Raw genomic sequence first — 19,527 nt, 5'->3', positions numbered from 1 at the left:
AATGGTATCCTCCGCTTTTCCATAGATATATTCTTAATTATAGCAGAACATCGCGAAAAACATCGAAAAACAGCGCAATGTAAAAAAATCCGCCATCTGGGGTAGACGACGGATTCTTTCTTATGCGTTGACGACTGTTTTCAATGCCTTCGCAACTTTCTTTGTCAAATCGACAACACGTGCGGAGTAGCCCCACTCATTATCATACCAAGCTAATACTTTTATTTTCCGATCCCCCATGACAATGGTTGAAAGACCATCAATGATTGCGGAGTCCGTTGTCGTGTTGAAATCAATGGACACAAGCGGTTCTGTCGTAAAACGAAGGATACCAGCCATTGCCCCAGCAGATGCTTGTTGAAATGCATCGTTCACCATGTCAACCGTTACATCCTGTCTAACGTCTACAACAAGGTCAACTAGTGATACATTCGGTGTTGGCACACGTAGTGCTAAGCCGTGGATTTTCCCTTCAAGTTCAGGGAGAACTAATGATAACGCTTTCGCCGCCCCTGTAGAAGTTGGAATAATCGACTGTGCACAAGCACGTGCACGACGTAAGTCTTTATGTGGATTGTCTAAATTTTTCTGGTCATTCGTATACGCATGTACAGTAGTCATCAGGCCATTTTCAATCCCGAAAGCATCATTCAAAACCTTCGCTACCGGCGCTAGACAATTTGTTGTACAGCTAGCATTTGAAATAATATCATGTTTGTCAACATCAAGCTTGTCATCATTCACTCCAAGAACAATCGTTACATCTTCATTGGTACCTGGTGCAGAAATAATAACTTTTTTAGCACCAGCTTCAAGGTGAAGGGCCGCCTTGTCACGCGAATTAAATTTACCCGTCGCTTCAATCACAATGTCAACGCCAAGGTCTTTCCAAGGTAGATTTAGTGGATCCCGATCTGAAACGATAAATACGCGTTTGCCATTGACGACAAGTGCATGTTCCTCAGCAATGATTTCACCATCAAATGGTCCATGATTCGTATCATACTTTAATAGATGGGCAAGAGTTTCTGGTGCGTACATTGCGTTCACCGCTACTATTGTAACATCTTCCTCTGTGATCATTTGGCGGAAAACCATCCGTCCAATCCGTCCAAACCCGTTAATCGCTATAGAAGTAGTCATATAAAACCAGTCCTCCCGCATGTATGTTATACTTTTTAATTGCTATCCGTTAATTAGTATAACACATTTTATGAAGAAGCAACGAGTTTGTGAGCACATTAACAATGTTTCACTTTTCAGAATATAAATTATGGGCTAACTTGCCATTCTAATAGCACTTCTACTAGTTGTTTCTCCGTTTCTTCTTCCGTTCCATTATTCGATAAAACCGCGTCTGCTCCCTGTTCCTTGATTTCCATAGGCAGCTGTGAGCTGATGCGCGCATCCGCTTCTTCTTGCGATAACACATTTCGCGCAATAAGCCGTTCTTTTTGGATTTCTGGTGACACAGACACCACAATGATGTTATCGACAAAAGATTGGAGCTTACTTTCAAACAACAGCGGAATATCCATAATGACCGTCTGCGCCCCACGCGACAACCACTCGTCTTTTTGCCTCAGCATTTCTTGGCGTATAGCAGGATGGATAATGCCGTTCAACTTTTCGCGCTCCTCGGCATTGCCAAATATTAGACCACCCAGTTTTTCACGGTTTAGCGAGCCATCCTCTTTAATTATATCCGCCCCAAACTGGCGACTGATGTCCAGCAAAACAGGACTGCCCGGCTCCACTACAAGCCTGGCAATCTCGTCTGCGTCCACAATCGGAAACCCTTTTCTTTTCAACATGGCAGACACTGTACTTTTCCCACTGGCAATACTACCTGTCAAACCAATAATCATGTAACACACTCCTCACTTCTGACAAGTCGGGCAATACACCGATGTCCTGCCTGCAATTTTCACGCTTTCAGTTTCAGCTCCACACGTAAAGCATACCTTCCGACCATACATCTTCAGACGATCTTGCATCGTCCCCGCCTGTCCATTAATATTGCGATAATCTGAAATGGAGCTACCGCCCGCATCAATGCTCTCTTGTAGCACATCCACAATCACTTGGAACAATTCTTTTTTCCGCCCCAAACTAACCTTTTCAGCCATTTTCGCGGGATGCATATTCATCTTAAACAATGCTTCCGTTGCATAAATGTTGCCGCAGCCCGAAATCACTTGCCCGTCCATAATGACGTCTTTAATCGCCCTGCGCGCGTACTTCTGCGTAGTAGCCATGTCTAAAAAGTGCTGACATGCATCTTCCGCAAACGGCTCCGGCGCCATTTTTAATAGAGGCGGATGATCCGCTTCACAGCCAATCAGCCGCAGTTCTCCAAATCTTCGTATGTCCGAATAAACAAGCAGCCCCCCGTCGTCCATCGTAAAAATAACATGGACATGATTGCGGAATTTCGTTTCCGTAATATCCTCAACAGAGTTGACCGTGAACCATGCTCCCGTCATTCCTAAATGGCTAACGAGAAGACAAGTGTTACCGTCTTTTATCAAATGAAAGTAAATGTATTTACTACGACGTGTGACATTGGCAATCGTCATGCCCACCAAATCGGTAGCAAAATCCTCTGTTGTAATTCCTTTGAGCACCGCTTCTTTACCGAGTTGTTTTGACTGTATGACTGTGTCCGAAACAGTTATTTCACAAATTGTCCTGCCCGTTGCAATTGGTGCAAGCGCGCGGACAACCCCTTCTACTTCTGGTAATTCAGGCATTTCATTCCCTCACTTTGTTTCGTACCAAGACAATCCAAATGCCCACTCGACTTTTAGTGGCACGTCGAGTTCAAGCGCAGATTCCATCACTTCTGGTACAATTTCTTTTAGTTTTTCGATTTCGTCCTCTGGTGCTTCAAAAATCAATTCATCATGTACTTGCAGGAGCATACGCGTCTGTAACCCTTCCTCTTCAAGTCTTTTCGCCATATCAATCATCGCTTTCTTAATGATATCTGCAGCACTTCCTTGAATAGGTGTATTCATAGCCGTACGTTCTGCAAAGCTTCGCAAATTGAAATTTGAACTCGTTATTTCTGGCAAATAGCGACGACGATTCATAAGCGTTGTCACATAGCCTTTCTGCTTCGCATCTGTGACGATATCCGCCATATACTGTTTCACACCCGGGAAGCTATTGAGATAGGTATCAATAAATTTCGCTGCATCTTTTCGTGTAATATCCAAGTTCTGTGACAAGCCATAATCACTAATGCCATAAACGATACCAAAGTTGACCGCTTTAGCAGCACGGCGCATATCAGATGTCACTGACTCTTTATCAACCCCAAATACATCCATCGCTGTCTGCGTATGAATATCGACATCTGCACGGAATGCTTCAATCATTTTGACATCCTGCGCCATATGCGCGAGTACACGTAGCTCAATTTGGGAATAATCCGCCGCGAATAAATACCAACCTGGTTCTGACGGGACAAATGCTGCACGAATTTTTCTGCCTTCTTCCAGACGAACAGGGATGTTCTGCAAGTTTGGATTAATGGAGCTTAGGCGGCCTGTTGTTGTCAGTGCCTGCTGGAAACGCGTATGGATCTTTCCGTCTTCATGAATTTCTTTCGATAAACCTTCGATATACGTCGAATTTAGTTTACCTAACTGACGATACATTAAAATCAAACTAATGATTTCATGTTCACCTTCGAGTTTTTCTAGGACGTCTGCTGCCGTTGAATAACCCGTTTTGGTCTTTTTGATTGGCGTGAGCCCTATTTTCTCAAATAGTATAACACCGAGCTGTTTCGGTGAATTAATGTTGAACTTGTCCCCTGCCGCTTCGTAAATAGCCGCTTCCAGTTCAGTTAACTTTGCCGTCAAATCAACACCGATTTCTTGCAATGTTGCCAAGTCAGTCTTAACTCCTGTGGATTCCATTTTACTAAGAATCTTCGCTAGCGGTAATTCAAGCCCATGATACAAATTATATTGGTCATTTTCTTGCAATTTCTCTTCAATGATTGGCCGTAGCTGCCAAATGGCTTGCGCTTTGCGGCTAGCATGCTCTGCGATTGCCTGTTCATCGGGAATCGCTTTCTTAGCACCTTTACCATAGACCACTTCGTCTTGCTGAATGTCCATATAGCCGAACTCACGCGCAATCGAAGCGACATCTGTATACGTCGTCGATGGATTGACAATATACGTCGCCAGCAAGAAGTCAAATTCAAAGCCCTGTGCCTCTAGCCCTTCACGAGCAAGTGCGGCAATGGCAGCTTTTGAGTCCGAGGCGTATTTCTTTTTAGCAGGATCTTTTATCCATGCTTGGAATGCAACAGACTCCTTTGCAACATGTAATGGGACGAACTGCGTACCCATAGCATCGGCTAGGCTAATGCCAAGAATGTCTGCTGTTAAGTAATTTTCATCCATCATTTCAATATGGATGACCATGTCATCTGTTAAATCAGCTTGCGTTAAGTCACTGACGATCGTCACGTCAATCGCAACTTGTGGCTCCTCAGCCGCTTGAGGTGCAATTTTTTCTAACAGTGTTTTGAATTTTAATTCTTGGTAGATAGCAGCCACTTCATCCATATCAGGCCCGTCATACGCCAAATCATCCAATGTCACCGTAATAGGTGCCTCAACTTCAATCGTTGCGAGTTGTTTACTCATAAATGCTTGTGCTTCATTATTCGTCAAATTCTCATTCAACTTTTTAGCCGTAATTTTATCGAGTGATTGGTAGACATTTTCAATCGAACCGTATTCGATTAATAGCTTAAGGGCTGTCTTCTCTCCTACTCCTGGAACACCAGGAATATTATCGGATGCATCGCCCATCAAGCCTTTCATGTCAATGATTTGATGTGGCTCAATGCCGTACTTCTCCCGTACATGATCTGGTGTATATTTCTCAATATCCGTCATCCCTTTACGAGTGATATATACTGTCGTATGATCACTCGCCAGTTGCGTCAAGTCTTTATCACCCGAAATGACAACAACTTCCGCTTGATCTGCATTGCCAGTTTTACTTAGTGTGCCGATGATATCATCTGCCTCGTATTGGTCCAATTCATATTGAGGTATCTGATATGCGTCTAGCAGCTTACGTAAATAAGGAAATTGCTCGGATAATTCAGGTGGCGTCTTTTGACGTCCTCCCTTGTATTCCCCGTATGTTGTATGTCTAAATGTCGTTTTCCCGGCATCCCATGCCACCAGTATATGGGTCGGCTTTTCATCCGCGAGAATGTTTTGTAGCATCATCGTAAAACCATACACTGCGTTCGTATGGACTCCATTATCATTTGTCAATAAAGGCAAGGCAAAAAAGGCGCGATAAGCCAAGCTGTTGCCGTCTAAAAGCAAAATTTTCTTTGTTGTCATGTAAATACTCCACTCCTCATCTTAATCAGCTACGCCTCGGCGCAGCTACATAAAGTTAAAAACGTCATCTTCATTTATCTTACCATGCGGTAAGGATAAGTGAAAATGACGCAGTTCTTGTAGGCTAGCTTATTGGTATTTACTCAAAATATCCCGTCAACACTTTCGCATACGGTGAATCAGCCGGCAAAATAATCATCGTATCTTCACCGATTGTTTTGCTATATGACTGAAGTGTACGATATAAATTATAAAACTCAGGGTCTTTGGAAAATGTATCATTATAAATTTTTGCAGCTTCCGCCTCGCCTTCCGCATGGATAACAGCCGCATCTTTTTTAGCAGTCGCTAGCATTTCGGTCACTTCACGATCAGTGTCCGCTTGAATCCGACGCTTTTCTGCATCCCCTTCAGAAAGATACGTTTGTGCAGTCGATTGACGCTCTGAAATCATTCGTGTGTAAATGGATTGTTCGTTTTCTTGTGGCAAATCAATTCGCTTCATGCGGACATCTACAACTTCAATACCAAAATTCCCTTCGTCTAACAACTCATTGACACGTGCTGTGACACGATCATTCAAGTCACCACGAGAAGATGTTTTATTTGTACCTTTATCATCGTTAATGACTTCTACATACGTTAACTGCCCCAACTCCGATAAAACAACTGAGTAGATAAATTCATCCATGCGCATTTGAGCATTGTCAATGTTACGAGCGTTGGAAATCATCTTCCCAACATCTGTTATTTTCCAAATGGCATAATTATCAATAATAATCCGTTTCTTATCCTTTGTATTAATTTCCGATTCGGACACATTGTACGACATTTGATTTTTTGGCAAGGAGGTCACACTTTGAATAAATGGAATTGTCATATTGATGCCTGGCTCATCGATTGTCCGTTTAATTTCCCCGAATTGGCGGACAACACGGTATTCATTTTCTTTTACAATGAACACATTGGAGACCAAAATGATAGCAATAGCAAAGACAGCCGTTAGTAAGATGACCAGCTTAGCAAATCTCTTTACTTCAATCGGCTTTTTGGTCGGTGGAATCGTTCCCGCTACTTTCGACGTGCCTTGCGCTTGTTTTGCACGTTGTTTCTCAAGAAATTTTTCTTCCATACTTTTAAATGGGTTTTTATCATTCGTCATCAGTTACCGCCTCCTTCTGTTTTTGGTTCGATTACTGGAGGTGTTTGGTTTTCCAATTGCTGTAGCGGTAAATATTTCACCGTTTCACCTTGATCGTTCATAATATAAATTTTAGCTCTCGGCAACACTTGCTCAAGCGTTTCAAGAATGAGACGCTGGCGTGTAATTTCTTTGTTTTTGGCATATTCAGCATGGAGATCCTTAAACAACGCTACATCTCCAATCGCTTGTTCAATACGGGCTGTTTTTTGTCCAACTGCCGCCGATTTAATCGCTTCAACTTCACCTTTTGCTTCACTCATCTTCTGATTCACATATTTTTGCGCTTCATTTTTTTTGGATTCTTTCGTTTCACGTGCATCTGTCACCGCGGTAAATGCAGCACGAACTTCTGCATTTGGAAGCTCAACATCTTGTAATTTAACACCTTGAATGCCGATACCAATATCATATTTATTAATAAGAGTCGTTAATAATTCACGTGTTTGTGACTCAATTTCCGCCTTACCATCTGTTAGTGCAGCATCTATTTTTGAACTACCAATCACAGACCGTATCGATGCCGAAGTTGCATCATGTAAAATCTCTTCCGGATTTGTTGCATTAAATAAATACTTTTGGGGATCAATAATTTTCCATTGAACAATTAAATCTGCGAGTACAATATATTCATCCCCTGTAATCATTTTCGTCTCTTTATCATACGAAACGAGTTCTCCACCCTTATCTTGCTTAAATCCAAACTGCAAACTAAATGTCTCCTTCGACAATATTTCTGCACTTTGGATTGGCCATGGCAATTTAAAATGAAGTCCTGAATCAGTCACAGGCGTATCTGCCTTCCCAAAAGTGATAACCATTGCCTGCTCAGATTCATCAACGGTATACCAAGTTGTAAATGCAATGACCACTAGCAATAGACCGGCAATCGCCATGCCAAGTGTCATCAAAATTCGTTTAGTCCCCATGTAAAAACCCTCCTCCTCTTATGTATATCTATGTTATACGGATTAGGTTGGTGGAAGTTTCATATAACATGAAAAACGGCCCAATAAGTTGGACCGTTCACTTGTTGTGTAATATCGGTAAATGAATACAAAACGTAGTCCCTACACCTAACTTACTCTCCACTTCAACGCGACCACCGTGAATTTCCACAAGGTGCTTGACGATTGCAAGACCCAAACCTGTTCCACCCGAATCACGGCTTCTAGCACGATCCACCCGGTAAAACCGCTCAAATAGCCGTGGTAACTCCGATTGTTCAATCCCAATCCCTTGATCGCGAACCGTCATCACAACCTCATTCATGAAACTGGTAACCGTGACTGTCACCGTCGTCTTTTCTTTCGAATAATTAATAGCATTTGATAACAGATTAACCATCACTTGGATCAACCGACCTGCATCGGCTTCAATGATCAAATCTTCAGGAACCTCCGCTACAATACGCATCTTCTTTTGCTCCATGCCCCTAGAAACAATTCTCATGGCATCGTCTATCATTTCTTTCACATTAACAGCTGCATACGTTAGAGAAAACCCTTCTCTTTCAATGCCCGATAATTCAAGCAAATCATCAATCAGCAAATGCAACCGGTCACTTTCCTTCTGAATAATCTCTAGAAACTCTTTCAGTATAACAGGCTCATCCATCGCACCATCTAACAATGTTTCTGTAAATCCTTTAATGGAGGTAACAGGTGTGCGTAATTCGTGGGAAACATTGGCTACGAAGTCTTTCCTCACCTCTTCCAACCGAACAAGCTCAGTAATATCATGGATAACCACAACAATTCCTAACCAGTTTCCATGAATACCGATAACAGGTGCTCCGTACACACTCATATACGATTGGTGATCACTACTATCAATTTTTACTTGTTCAGCACGCACTTGTTCCTTCATGAAAACATCTTCAATCAGATTTTCAATCGCAATCGGCAAACCAATATCTTTAAAAGTCTTACCGACCACTTCATTTTTCGATAATCCGAACGTTTTTTCAAATACTTCATTGAGCAGATTAACCGTTCCTCCACGACCAAACATGAGAAGACCGCTTCCCATACTTTCAATCAGTGTTTTCAAGCGCTCTTTTTCCATAGCCTGCATTGTAGACATTTCCTGCAAATTGCTCGCTATTTTGTTAATCGCCTTCGCTAAATCATTGTCATATTCCAGTTCACTCGTCTGGACTCTTGCCAAATAATCGCCATGTGCAATTTGAGTCGCTATTTTGGTCATATCATCGATGGGGCGGGCATATTGGATCATCATTCTTGTCGCGATAAATAAAGATAAAACAAAAGCAATAGCTAACGTCAAAATTAAAAAGAACCAGTATTGTCGCTGTAATAGTAGATCACTATCTTCCGCAAATAACGGGAAAAACTGACCAAGGACGATACCAAGGCCAGTTAATAATACAGAAAGAAGGACGGCACAAGCGATAACAAGACGCGAATAGAGACTTTTCATCACACTTTTTGCTCCTCAAACTTATAGCCAATTCCCCTTACGGTCTTGATGAAGGTTGGCTTCTTCGTATTTTCTTCAATTTTCTCACGCAAATGACTCACATGAACATCGACGATACGCGTGTCGCCTGCAAAGTCATAATTCCATACTGCACTCAGTAGTTGATCACGCGACAGTACTCGGTTTTTGTTTTGCATAAAATAGACAAGTAATTCGAATTCCTTTGGCGTGAATTCGAGTTCTACTTTGTCAAGATATGCCCCGTATTGTTCAGGATGGACTGTCAATGCCCCAGAACTAATCATTCCGTTGTCTTCTTCACTACGATCCACGGGGTCCCCGCTACGTCTCAATACGGCCTTTACACGTGCTACTACTTCACGTGGACTAAACGGTTTGGTCATATAATCATCGGCACCAATTTCAAGACCTAAGACTTTGTCAAGCTCATCCCCTTTTGCGGTTAGCATGATAATAGGAATATCGACGCCGCGTTGCCTTAATGTTTTACATACATCGATACCATCCATTTTAGGAAGCATCAAATCAAGTAATATCAAATCAGGCTTTTCCAATTCTGCTTGTCGAACAGCTTCTTCACCATCAGCGACAGAAACCGTTTCATATTGTGCCTGCTTCAAATTGTATTCGAGAAGTGTACGTATCGGTTGTTCGTCATCGACAATTAAAATTTTTTTTTGTTTAGTCATCGTCATGCATCTGCGCCCCTGTCAAAAATTATCCATCGCTTGTGAAGTCAAACGTTCTTCCATTTTCGGCGGTAGAACAGTTATCACTCCTGAAATCACAATCTCTTCTTGCTCATCACGAGCTTCTACTGAAATTTGAATATGATTGTTTTCTTTAGTGACTTTGGTCACTTCAAATATAAAATCAATCGTTGAATAGTGGTAGACTGGCTTCGGGAAAGACAGATGCTGTTCCACAACATGCGAACCAGGTCCAGGCAAATATTTTGAGACAGCCGATGTCACGATTCCAGTTAGCATAATTGTTGGTACAATCGGTTTTTCGAAAGCTGTCTGTGAAGCATAATCATGTTGAATATAAAGTGGGTTACTATCGTTTGTCAATCCGAGATAAAGTAATAAATCTTTGTCTTCAATTTTCTCTGTCAATTTTAATTTTTCTCCAACAGTAATCTCCTCGATTTTTCTCCCGAGGCGCCTTTTCTTCCCTAGTATCAACTGAATTCCCCCTTTAGTTGTACAAATATAGTTTAAGTTTAGCAATATTGTTAAAAAAAATCGAGTAGCATCTGCTACCCGATTTTATTTAGGGACTATACTAAAACTTTCATAACCGCCTTCACCGATTCAGCAGATTTTGCTAACGCTACTTTCTCGGTTTCAGTCAAGTCCAGTTCGATAATTTTTTCAATTCCACCCGCACCAAGAACTGTGGGGACGCCAATATAAATACCGTCAAGGCCATATTCACCTTCAAGGTATGCAATCGACGGTAATACGCGTTTCTGATCTTTTAAAATTGCTTCGGCCATTTCAACAAGTGATGCTGCTGGCGCATAGTAAGCCGAACCGTTACCAAGAAGGTTAACGATTTCTGCCCCACCCTTGCGTGTACGATCTACGATTTCTTCAAGTCGTTCAGCGGAAATCAACGATTCAAGTGGAATACCACCTGCGTATGAATAACGTACAAGAGGAACCATGTCATCCCCGTGTCCACCAAGCACAAAGCCAGTTACATCTTTCACAGACAAGTTCAATTCTTGTGCGACAAACGTACGGAAACGTGCCGTATCCAGTACACCCGATTGTCCAATAACACGCTCTTTTGGCAATCCTGATTCTTTGTACACTGTATATGTCATCGCATCAACTGGATTCGTCAGCACGATGATTGTCGTGTTTGGAGAATGCTTAACGATTTCAGCTGTTACAATTTTCATTACATTTTGGTTCGTTTGAACAAGGTCATCACGGCTCATACCCGGTTTACGGGCAATACCTGCCGTGATGATGACAATGTCAGAATCTCTCGTATCTGCGTAATCTGAAGTTCCAATAATGTTCGCATCAAAACCTTGCACAGGACCGGCTTCGAGCATATCAAGCGCCTTCCCTTTTGTCGGGTTTTCCATTTGCGGGATATCAACGATGACTACATCGCAAAGCTCTTTTTGAGCTAACAGAAACGCCGTAGTCGCACCTGTGAAACCAGAACCGATAACTGAGACTTTTTTTCGCTGCATTGTCATGAGTAAACTCCCCTTTTCTTCATATGTATGAAGGGGGGCCCCTGTGGCCCTCCCTCTTCGTTCAAGATAAACCCGCTAGTGGCTTTATCTTGATTCAGATAAATTATAGGTTTTTGATCAATTCATTTGCAAATTCTGATGCTTTTACTTCTGTTGCGCCGTCCATTAGACGTGCAAAGTCGTAAGTAACAACTTTAGATGCAATTGTTTGTTCAATTGAAGCTGTAATCATTGCAGCCGCTTCGTTCCATCCAAGGTGCTCAAGCATTAAAACGCCTGAAAGAAGTACTGAAGATGGGTTTACTTTATCAAGGCCTGCATATTTCGGTGCAGTACCGTGTGTTGCTTCAAAGATCGCGTGACCTGTATCGTAGTTAATGTTCGCACCAGGTGCGATACCGATTCCGCCAACTTGTGCTGCAAGTGCATCAGAAATATAGTCACCATTCAAGTTCATTGTTGCAACAACATCAAACTCTTTTGGACGTGTCAAGATTTGTTGTAGGAAGATGTCAGCAATTGCATCTTTAACGATGATTTTGCCAGCTGCTTCAGCATCTGCTTGTGCTTTGTTTGCAGCGTCTGTTCCTTCAGCATCTTTAATTGCATCATATTGGTTCCAAGTAAACACTTTATCGCCGAATTCTTGTTCAGCCACTTCATAGCCCCAGTTTTTGAATGCGCCTTCCGTGAACTTCATGATGTTCCCTTTATGAACAAGCGTCAATGATTTACGGCCTTCTTTGATGATATAGTTAAGCGCAGCACGTACTAGACGCTTTGTACCTTCTTCAGAAATTGGCTTAATACCGATTCCTGAAGTTTCAGGGAAACGAATATTTTTAACGCCCATTTCATTTTGAAGGAAATCAATTACTTTTTTCGCTTCTGGAGTGCCTTCTTTGTATTCAATTCCTGCATAAATATCTTCTGTGTTTTCACGGAAAATAACCATATCACAATCTTCAGGACGTTTTACTGGTGAAGGAACACCTTCAAAGTAACGAACTGGACGTAAGCAAGTGTAAAGATCTAGCTCTTGACGAAGTGCCACGTTCAATGAGCGGAAACCGCCACCGATTGGTGTTGTAAGTGGTCCTTTAATAGCGATCAAATACTCTTCAATTGTGTCAAGTGTTTCTTGTGGTAGCCATTCGCCTGTTTCGTTGAATGCTTTTTCTCCTGCAAGAACTTCTTTCCACACTAGCTTTTTCTTACCGTCGTATGCTTTTTCAACAGCCGCTTCAAGTACACGTGATGCCGCATGCCAAATATCTGGTCCAGTACCGTCACCGATAATGAAAGGAATTGTTGCGTGATCTGGAACGTTTAGTACACCGTTAGTTACTGTAATTTTCCCACCGTTAGTCATGAATAATTTCCTCCTAATGTCAAAATCATAAGGCTGGTATATGAATATGCCGCCCCATAGAAAGTAAGCATCTACTGCTTCAACTCTAGATCTTAGCGCTCGTTAATCGGTACGTATTTTTGCATACCAGGTCCAATATAATCTGCACGTGGGCGAATCAAACGATTGTTTGCATATTGCTCAAGAATATGTGCAATCCAGCCAGATACGCGAGAAACTGCAAAAATCGGCGTAAACAAATCATGATCGATATCAAGTGAGTGGTAAACGGATGCCGAGTAGAAATCTACGTTTGGTGGCAAGTTCTTTTCGCCTGTTACAATCGCTTCGATTTGACTACACATATTGTAATACTTCTCTTCACCACGAAGTGCTGTCAATTTCTTAGACATTGCACGTAAATGCTTCGCACGCGGGTCACCTTTACGGTATACACGGTGTCCAAAGCCCATAATTTTTTCTTTGTTCGCTAATTTTTCGCGGATGTAAGGCTCTACATTTTCTTCAGAACCGATTTCCGTTAGCATTTTCATGACTTGTTCGTTTGCACCGCCGTGAAGTGGTCCTTTTAGGGCACCAATCGCAGCTGTCACACCAGAATACAAATCTGAAAGTGTTGCTACACAAACACGTGCAGTGAACGTTGATGCATTCAATTCATGGTCAGCATGAAGAACTAGTGCTTTGTCAAATGCTTCAATCGCAATCGCTTCTGGGTCTTTTCCTGATAGCATGTACAGGAAGTTTTCAGCATAGCTAATACCTGCTTTTGGTGCAACAGGCTCAAGACCTTTACGAATACGCGCGAATGAAGTAACGATTGTTGCCATTTTCGCTTGTAGCTTAATTGCTTTCTCGTAGTTCGCTTCATCAGACATATCTTCAGCTTTGTCATCGTATAATCCTAGAAGTGAGACAGCCGTGCGTAGCGCAGCCATCGGATGTACGTCCCCGATTGGATACGTTTTAAAATGATTAAGTACTTCCTGTGGAACAGCCATATGATCCGCAAGCTGTTTTTTCAGCTCTGCAAGCTCGTCCTCTTTTGGTAGACGTTGATGCCAAAGAAGATAAATAACTTCTTCAAAGCTAGCATTCTCTGCGAGATCGTCAATATCATAGCCGACGTATGTAAGTGTGTCATCAATAATTGAACTGATTGCTGACTGTGTCGCTACGACTCCCTCCAACCCTTTGGTTGATGTCATGTAAATCGCTCCCTCTTTCAGTGTGGCCGTTCAATCCCTAAAAAACGAAGGACGGTCTGCCCGCTTATAATAAAACACTAGTTAAAAAACGCTTACAACGACCATTATAATCAATTTTGTCATCTTTGTGAATGGATACGCTTATTTTTTGTTTTAATATTTGTAAAAAAGGAGAGTAAAATGGCTGTAAACCGCGAAAAACAACAAATTTTTCAATTAATTTTATTTAAGTGGATACCCGTTATTTTGACCGGAATTCTTCTTTTTACTGTTCCTCCAGCTGCTATCGCAGTCATTGTAGCTTATTTTACCGCGCCAATTCTTTTGGGGTTACGCTCCATGGTAAAACTACCTTTAACAATTGCAACACTATTCGTGATGGCACTAATCGTATTTTTATTTAGCGCATTCACCTTCGTCGCTCTTCACGGGTTGATTGACACAATCCCAGCTGTCGAACGTCATATTGCACCATTTACCAAAAATACCGATATCGCGGGCAAACTACTCACTTTTCTTGAAGAGAAAGTCGTCCAATATGGACATGCCATATTGGAATACGCCGTGACGATGATTAGCACGGTATTTCAGCAATTATTTAGCCTTTTTATTTTCTTAGTCGCTTATTTCTTTGCATTGCGAGAATCCGGGAAAAACCGATTCTGGTTTCTTGTCTATTTTCCCGCCGCTATTCGTAAACCTGCGCAAAGAATGTTCACAACAGCTGGCCAACTGATTGGGACTTTCATATCCGTTGAAATCCGGTTATTTTTCCTGACATTCTTACTAATGACAGCTGGTCTCTACTTTCTGCAGTTCACATCACCAATCGGTACTGCTTTTCTTATTTCGCTCGCAGACAGTTTACCTTTTCTTGGAATCGGCTTATTCCTTCTTCCCATGGCGGCTTTCTTCATCTACACAAATAATCTGTACGTTGGAATTGCAATCATTTTTCTTTACCTATTCACAATGATTACCCGCCAGATGGCTGAATCCTATATGTGGGCTTCAACATTCCAATTAAAACCGATTCACGCCTTTTTCATCACAGCATGCTCTGTCTATCTGTTTGGACTACCTGGCATTTTGCTAACACCATTCCTATTATTTGCCGCGCTAAAAGTGAAACAGCATCCTTTATTCACATCATGACAATTCGACCATTTTTCATTTTGTTATAAATCCACTTTTGGATAAAGGGCCGAATAATATTTCTCGGTCCATTGAAGAGTAACAAAAAGCCAACAATATCCGTTATAAAACCAGGCATGATTAGTAAAATACCCCCAAGGAAAATACAAACACTATCAATCAGGGCATTCCCGGGGGTTTCCATTGTTGCCATCCGACTTCTCAATTCATTCCAAGCCCTCATCCCTTGCCTTTTTGCAAAGTAAGCACCGCCAATTCCCGTGATAAGGATAATCGCTATCGTTGAAAAAAGCCCTAGCGTTTTCCCTGAATAAATAAGCAACGCTAGCTCCGCTGTTGGAACCGCAATAAATGTCAGTATTAGCCACTTCATTATTCATTTACCTCCTAAAAAGACTGCTACCGAACAGATCGGAAGCAGCCTTTAATCAATTACACCCCGGCGTAATTGCGTCCAAATTTTGAATTGCGCTTGAGGCCTACAGGGGGAAGGCTTGAAATGCATCCTTCCTTGTTGCGAATCGAACTGCGATGGGTTCGATTTGCCGTATTTCTGCGTTCTTTGCAGAAATCAAGGCATTTTCTAGACGTCGCGAACTTAGACTGCCTTCCTAACTCCCTTCAAAATTTGTGACATCCGCCGGAGGCATAACTTGATTCAGCAGGAACTTCTGCTGAATCAAGTTAATTACAGGACGCTTGCGTGTCCGTTATAAATAACGCCAGATTCAGCATCCATTGTTACTTCATTACCGTGCTTAATTAGTTTTGTCGCATTTTCAACGCCAACAATCACAGGAATACCTAGACTCAGTCCGACTACCGCCGCATGACTTGTCAACCCACCCTCTTCTGTGATAAGCCCAGCACATTTTTCTATAGCTGGCATCATATCTCGGTCAGAACCAACTGTAACGAGGATAGCACCTGTTGTATCAAGTGCTAATGCTTCCGCCGCATTGCGTGCAACAACTGTCCGTCCAAATGCAACTGTTCGACCAATTCCTTGTCCACGAGCTAACAAATCGCCAATGACATGGATTTTCATCAAATTCGATGTTCCAGCCTCACCAACTGGGACACCCGCAGTAATGATAACTATATCGCCATGACCGACATACTGATGCTTAACACTTTCTTCAACAGACTCTTGCAAAACTTCATCAATGGATGACACTTTTTTACCGACAATCGGATAAATGCCCCACACAAGAGTTAGTTTTCTTGAGCATGCCTCGGAAGACGTAACCGCGATCACAGGGCATCCTGGACGATACTTGGCAATCATTTTAGCTGTATGACCGCTTTCAGTAGGAGCAAGAACAGCCTTCACTTTAAGATTGATAGCCGTGTAAGCCGCTGCTTGTCCAATCGCATCTGTCATATTGCCATGTTTTTCACGGCGTCGAGTCGATACGACTGAACGATAGTCAATCGCATCTTCTGTTGTCGTAGCGATTCGATCCATCGTGCGGACTGATTCGACTGGATACAATCCTGCCGCCGTTTCTCCTGACAACATGATTGCATCAGAGCCATCCATAATAGCATTCGCAACGTCACTCGCCTCCGCACGAGTAGGGCGTGGGTTACGCTGCATAGAATCGAGCATTTGAGTAGCAGTAATAACCGGCTTTCCCGCCTGATTACATTTTTTAATAAGATCTTTCTGGACAATAGGTACTTCCTCCGCAGGAATCTCTACCCCAAGATCACCACGTGCAACCATCAAACCATCAGATACACTAATAATTTCATCAATATTATCGACGCCTTCTTGGTTTTCAATTTTAGGGATAATTTGTAAATGTGATCCATCGTTTCTTTCTAGGATTTCACGAATTTCCATGACATCTGAAGCGCGTCTAACGAATGATGCCGCTATAAAATCAACACCTTCTTGAATACCGAACAAGATATCCGCTGCATCCTTGTCCGTAATTCCCGGAAGTTGTACTGAAACACCTGGGACATTAACACCTTTTTTGTTCTTTAATGTGCCTGTGTTGACAATCAGTGTATGAATAAGCCCTTGTGCTTCGTCTTTAGCCGTCACTTCTAATTGAATCAGTCCATCATCCAGAAGAATAACCGAACCTACCTCAACATCTTCAATCAGTTTTTCATAGCTAACTGAAAATTTCTCTTGATCTCCTTCGACTTCCTGCATAGAAATAGCAATTTGCTGTCCAGCGACAAGTTCAACTTCGCCATTTTTCATAGAATGCGTTCGGATTTCAGGGCCTTTTGTATCCAATAAAATACCGACTACTTTTCCTTTTTCACGTGCTACTTTTCTAATCGTATCGATGCGCGCTTTATGCTCGGCATGATCACCATGTGAAAAATTCAAACGTGCAACATTCATACCCGCGTCAATTAGTTGCCCTAATACTTCTGGTGATTCACTTGCAGGACCAATCGTACAAACTATTTTCGTCTTTCTCATCTACTATCGCCTCTTCTCCAATGATAAAAACATTCAGGTAATTCTTTTGAAATAAATAGACTTCCATATAATCAACCTTAAATAGATAATTCTTTCGAAAGTCTGTACATGTCTGATTTCCAAGCATTTGTTGATTCAACAACAGCTTTCAAATCACATTCTACAATACCATTGTTTTTCATACCAACCGCAACGCCACCACGACCTTCTTTTAGAACCTCTACAGCTCTGGCACCAAACTGACTTGCAATCACACGATCACGGGCAGAAGGCGATCCACCTCTCTGAATATGACCAAGAACGGATATACGTGTATCAATATCCGCCTCACGTTTCAATAAGTCTGCAAGTTCAACAGCGGGCATAACACCTTCCGCAACAATGATAATACTATGCTTCTTGCCACGCCCAGACCCACTTTTCAGCCGCTCAATGATTGCAGGTACATCATACTTTTCTTCAGGTATCAAAATCGTCTCCGCACCACCGGCAAGTCCTGCCCATAAAGCAAGGTCACCCGCATCGCGGCCCATCACTTCTACAATAAATGTTCGTTCATGCGATGAAGCCGTATCCCGAATTTTATCAATTGCATCAATGACTGTATTCAACGCAGTATCAAAACCGATTGTAAAATCAGTACCCTTAATATCGTTGTCAATCGTTGCCGGAACACCGACGCAAGGGATACCAAGTTTTGTTAATTCATAGGCTCCCATAAATGAGCCATCTCCACCTATGACAACAACGCCTTCAATATCATGTGACTTCAATTGCTGGAAAGCTTTCTCGCGCCCCTCTGGCGTCCGGAACTCTACACTGCGGGCAGAACGTAGCATTGTTCCACCACGTTGGATAATGTCACCTACAGAACCAAGCTGTAATGGCTCAATTTTCCCTTCAATCAATCCTTGGTAGCCATTGTAAATACCTGCAACTTCGAACTCTTCATAAATCGCCTTCCGGACAACTGCACGGACTGCTGCATTCATGCCCGGGGCATCTCCTCCACTAGTCAAAACAGCAATCTTTTTCATTAAAATCGCTCCTCTTAGTTATGTATGATAAGTTCTTTCACTGAACACGAAAAGATGCGGTCTCTCCGCACCTCTTCCTTTAGCCGGAAAACACACCCATCTGTCTGAACTTATTGTAACGATCATCAACAAGTCCCTCTCCGTCTAGTGTTCCCAACTTCTCCATTGAAACACGAATGACATCCCTCATATAACTTGCCTGAGCTTGTAAATCACGATGCGCACCGCCAAGTACTTCCGGAATGATTTCATCGATAATCCCCATCTCTTTCAAATGTGGAGCCGTAATTTTCATCGCTTCTGCCGCTTGCTTAGCAAGACTTGAGTCTTTCCACAGAATTGAAGCCGCGCCTTCAGGAGAAATTACTGAATATGTCGAGTGCTCTAGCATATGAATATGATTAGCCACCCCAAGTGCTAATGCACCTCCACTACCGCCTTCTCCGATGACGATTGAGATAACCGGCACTGTCAATCCAGCCATTTCAACGAGGTTACGAGCAATCGCTTCGCTTTGTCCACGCTCCTCGGCAGCCTTACCAGGATATGCCCCCTTCGTGTCAATGAAACAAATAATTGGGCGTCCGAATTTCTCTGCCTGCTTCATCAGGCGTAATGCTTTCCGATATCCCTCTGGATGTGGCATTCCGAAATTCCGTTTGACATTCTCTTTTGTATCTTTTCCACGCTGATGACCAATAATCGTTATCGGAGTATCTTCAAACGAAGCAATCCCCCCTACAATGGCGGCATCATCGCCGAATGCCCGGTCTCCATGCAACTGCATGAAATCTTCAAATAGTTCGTTTATATAATCTAATGTTGTGGGACGTTCCGGGTGTCTAGCTACTTGAACTCGGTCCCACGGTTCCATATTACCATATATATCTGCTTCTAGGCTTGCTAAACGTGTTTTAAGTGTTCCGATTTCTTCAGACAAATCCACCGTGTTTGTCTCCGTAAACTCTTCAAGTTCTTTAATTTTTTCACGAAGTCTGACGATTGGTTCTTCAAATGCCAATGTTTTGCTCATA

17 protein-coding genes are annotated in these 19,527 nt (G+C 42.3%); 1 reads left to right on the top strand and 16 read right to left on the bottom strand.

Annotated features, from left to right (window positions below; translation table 11 throughout):
• Positions 1-120: 120 nt before the first annotated feature.
• From R2B72_RS01020 to citZ, 12 genes are all read right to left on the bottom strand, one after another.
• Entirely contained in the window at positions 121-1,143 is a 1,023-nt protein-coding gene (locus R2B72_RS01020) for a glyceraldehyde-3-phosphate dehydrogenase (RefSeq protein ID WP_318614249.1), read from the bottom strand.
• Between the two features lie 128 nt (positions 1,144-1,271).
• Entirely contained in the window at positions 1,272-1,868 is a 597-nt protein-coding gene (gene coaE / locus R2B72_RS01015; protein ID WP_318614248.1) for a dephospho-CoA kinase, read from the bottom strand.
• A 12-nt stretch (positions 1,869-1,880) separates the two neighbouring features.
• Positions 1,881-2,753, bottom strand: a complete 873-nt coding sequence (gene mutM, locus R2B72_RS01010; protein WP_318614247.1) for a bifunctional DNA-formamidopyrimidine glycosylase/DNA-(apurinic or apyrimidinic site) lyase — start codon at positions 2,751-2,753, stop codon at positions 1,881-1,883.
• Positions 2,754-2,762: 9 nt separating this feature from the next.
• Complete coding sequence (polA, locus tag R2B72_RS01005; protein WP_318614246.1) at positions 2,763-5,387, bottom strand: DNA polymerase I; 2,625 nt, start codon at positions 5,385-5,387, stop codon at positions 2,763-2,765.
• 139 nt (positions 5,388-5,526) lie between these two features.
• Positions 5,527-6,549 carry a protease modulator HflC gene (gene hflC / locus R2B72_RS01000; RefSeq protein ID WP_318614245.1) on the bottom strand — a complete coding sequence of 341 codons (1,023 nt, stop codon included), beginning with the start codon at positions 6,547-6,549 and terminating at the stop codon, positions 5,527-5,529.
• Positions 6,549-7,517: an FtsH protease activity modulator HflK gene (hflK, locus tag R2B72_RS00995; RefSeq protein ID WP_318614244.1), complete on the bottom strand. Its 969-nt coding sequence runs from the start codon at positions 7,515-7,517 to the stop codon at positions 6,549-6,551. Before hflK ends, hflC begins: the two co-directional genes overlap by 1 nt.
• Before the next feature lie 97 nt (positions 7,518-7,614).
• Complete coding sequence (gene pnpS / locus R2B72_RS00990; protein WP_318614362.1) at positions 7,615-9,030, bottom strand: two-component system histidine kinase PnpS; 1,416 nt, start codon at positions 9,028-9,030, stop codon at positions 7,615-7,617.
• Positions 9,030-9,746 (bottom strand): response regulator transcription factor, encoded by a 717-nt coding sequence (locus R2B72_RS00985; RefSeq protein WP_318614243.1) that lies wholly within the window; start codon positions 9,744-9,746, stop codon positions 9,030-9,032. Before R2B72_RS00985 ends, pnpS begins: the two co-directional genes overlap by 1 nt.
• Before the next feature lie 15 nt (positions 9,747-9,761).
• A complete protein-coding gene (locus R2B72_RS00980; RefSeq protein ID WP_318614242.1) occupies positions 9,762-10,238 on the bottom strand; it encodes a MaoC/PaaZ C-terminal domain-containing protein in 477 nt (158 codons plus the stop codon).
• Between the two features lie 95 nt (positions 10,239-10,333).
• The gene (gene mdh, locus R2B72_RS00975) at positions 10,334-11,272 is read right to left on the bottom strand and encodes a malate dehydrogenase (RefSeq protein ID WP_318614241.1); all 939 of its coding nucleotides are present in this window, start codon (positions 11,270-11,272) and stop codon (positions 10,334-10,336) included.
• Between the two features lie 103 nt (positions 11,273-11,375).
• Positions 11,376-12,644: an NADP-dependent isocitrate dehydrogenase gene (gene icd / locus R2B72_RS00970; protein WP_318614240.1), complete on the bottom strand. Its 1,269-nt coding sequence runs from the start codon at positions 12,642-12,644 to the stop codon at positions 11,376-11,378.
• A gap of 92 nt (positions 12,645-12,736) precedes the next feature.
• Complete coding sequence (citZ, locus tag R2B72_RS00965) at positions 12,737-13,852, bottom strand: citrate synthase (protein ID WP_318614239.1); 1,116 nt, start codon at positions 13,850-13,852, stop codon at positions 12,737-12,739.
• A 180-nt stretch (positions 13,853-14,032) separates the two neighbouring features.
• On the opposite strand from citZ, the gene R2B72_RS00960 reads away from it, so the two are divergent.
• Complete coding sequence (locus R2B72_RS00960) at positions 14,033-15,007, top strand: AI-2E family transporter (RefSeq protein WP_318614237.1); 975 nt, start codon at positions 14,033-14,035, stop codon at positions 15,005-15,007.
• On the opposite strand, the gene R2B72_RS00955 is transcribed toward R2B72_RS00960, so the two are convergent.
• The 4 genes from R2B72_RS00955 to R2B72_RS00940 form a co-directional block, all read right to left on the bottom strand.
• The gene (locus tag R2B72_RS00955; RefSeq protein ID WP_318614235.1) at positions 14,997-15,380 is read right to left on the bottom strand and encodes an FxsA family protein; all 384 of its coding nucleotides are present in this window, start codon (positions 15,378-15,380) and stop codon (positions 14,997-14,999) included. The genes R2B72_RS00960 and R2B72_RS00955 overlap by 11 nt on opposite strands.
• A gap of 315 nt (positions 15,381-15,695) precedes the next feature.
• On the bottom strand, positions 15,696-17,456 hold the full coding sequence (gene pyk / locus R2B72_RS00950) for a pyruvate kinase (protein ID WP_318614233.1): 1,761 nt from the start codon (positions 17,454-17,456) through the stop codon (positions 15,696-15,698).
• Between the two features lie 77 nt (positions 17,457-17,533).
• Positions 17,534-18,493, bottom strand: coding sequence for a 6-phosphofructokinase (pfkA, locus tag R2B72_RS00945; RefSeq protein WP_318614232.1), 960 nt, complete (start codon positions 18,491-18,493; stop codon positions 17,534-17,536).
• A 79-nt stretch (positions 18,494-18,572) separates the two neighbouring features.
• Complete coding sequence (locus R2B72_RS00940; protein ID WP_318614231.1) at positions 18,573-19,526, bottom strand: acetyl-CoA carboxylase carboxyltransferase subunit alpha; 954 nt, start codon at positions 19,524-19,526, stop codon at positions 18,573-18,575.
• Position 19,527: the final 1 nt, after the last annotated feature.

The sequence above is a fragment of the Sporosarcina sp. YIM B06819 genome (assembly GCF_033485175.1).
Classification (GTDB): domain Bacteria; phylum Bacillota; class Bacilli; order Bacillales_A; family Planococcaceae; genus Sporosarcina.
This window is presented reverse-complemented; position numbering and strand designations above follow the sequence as displayed.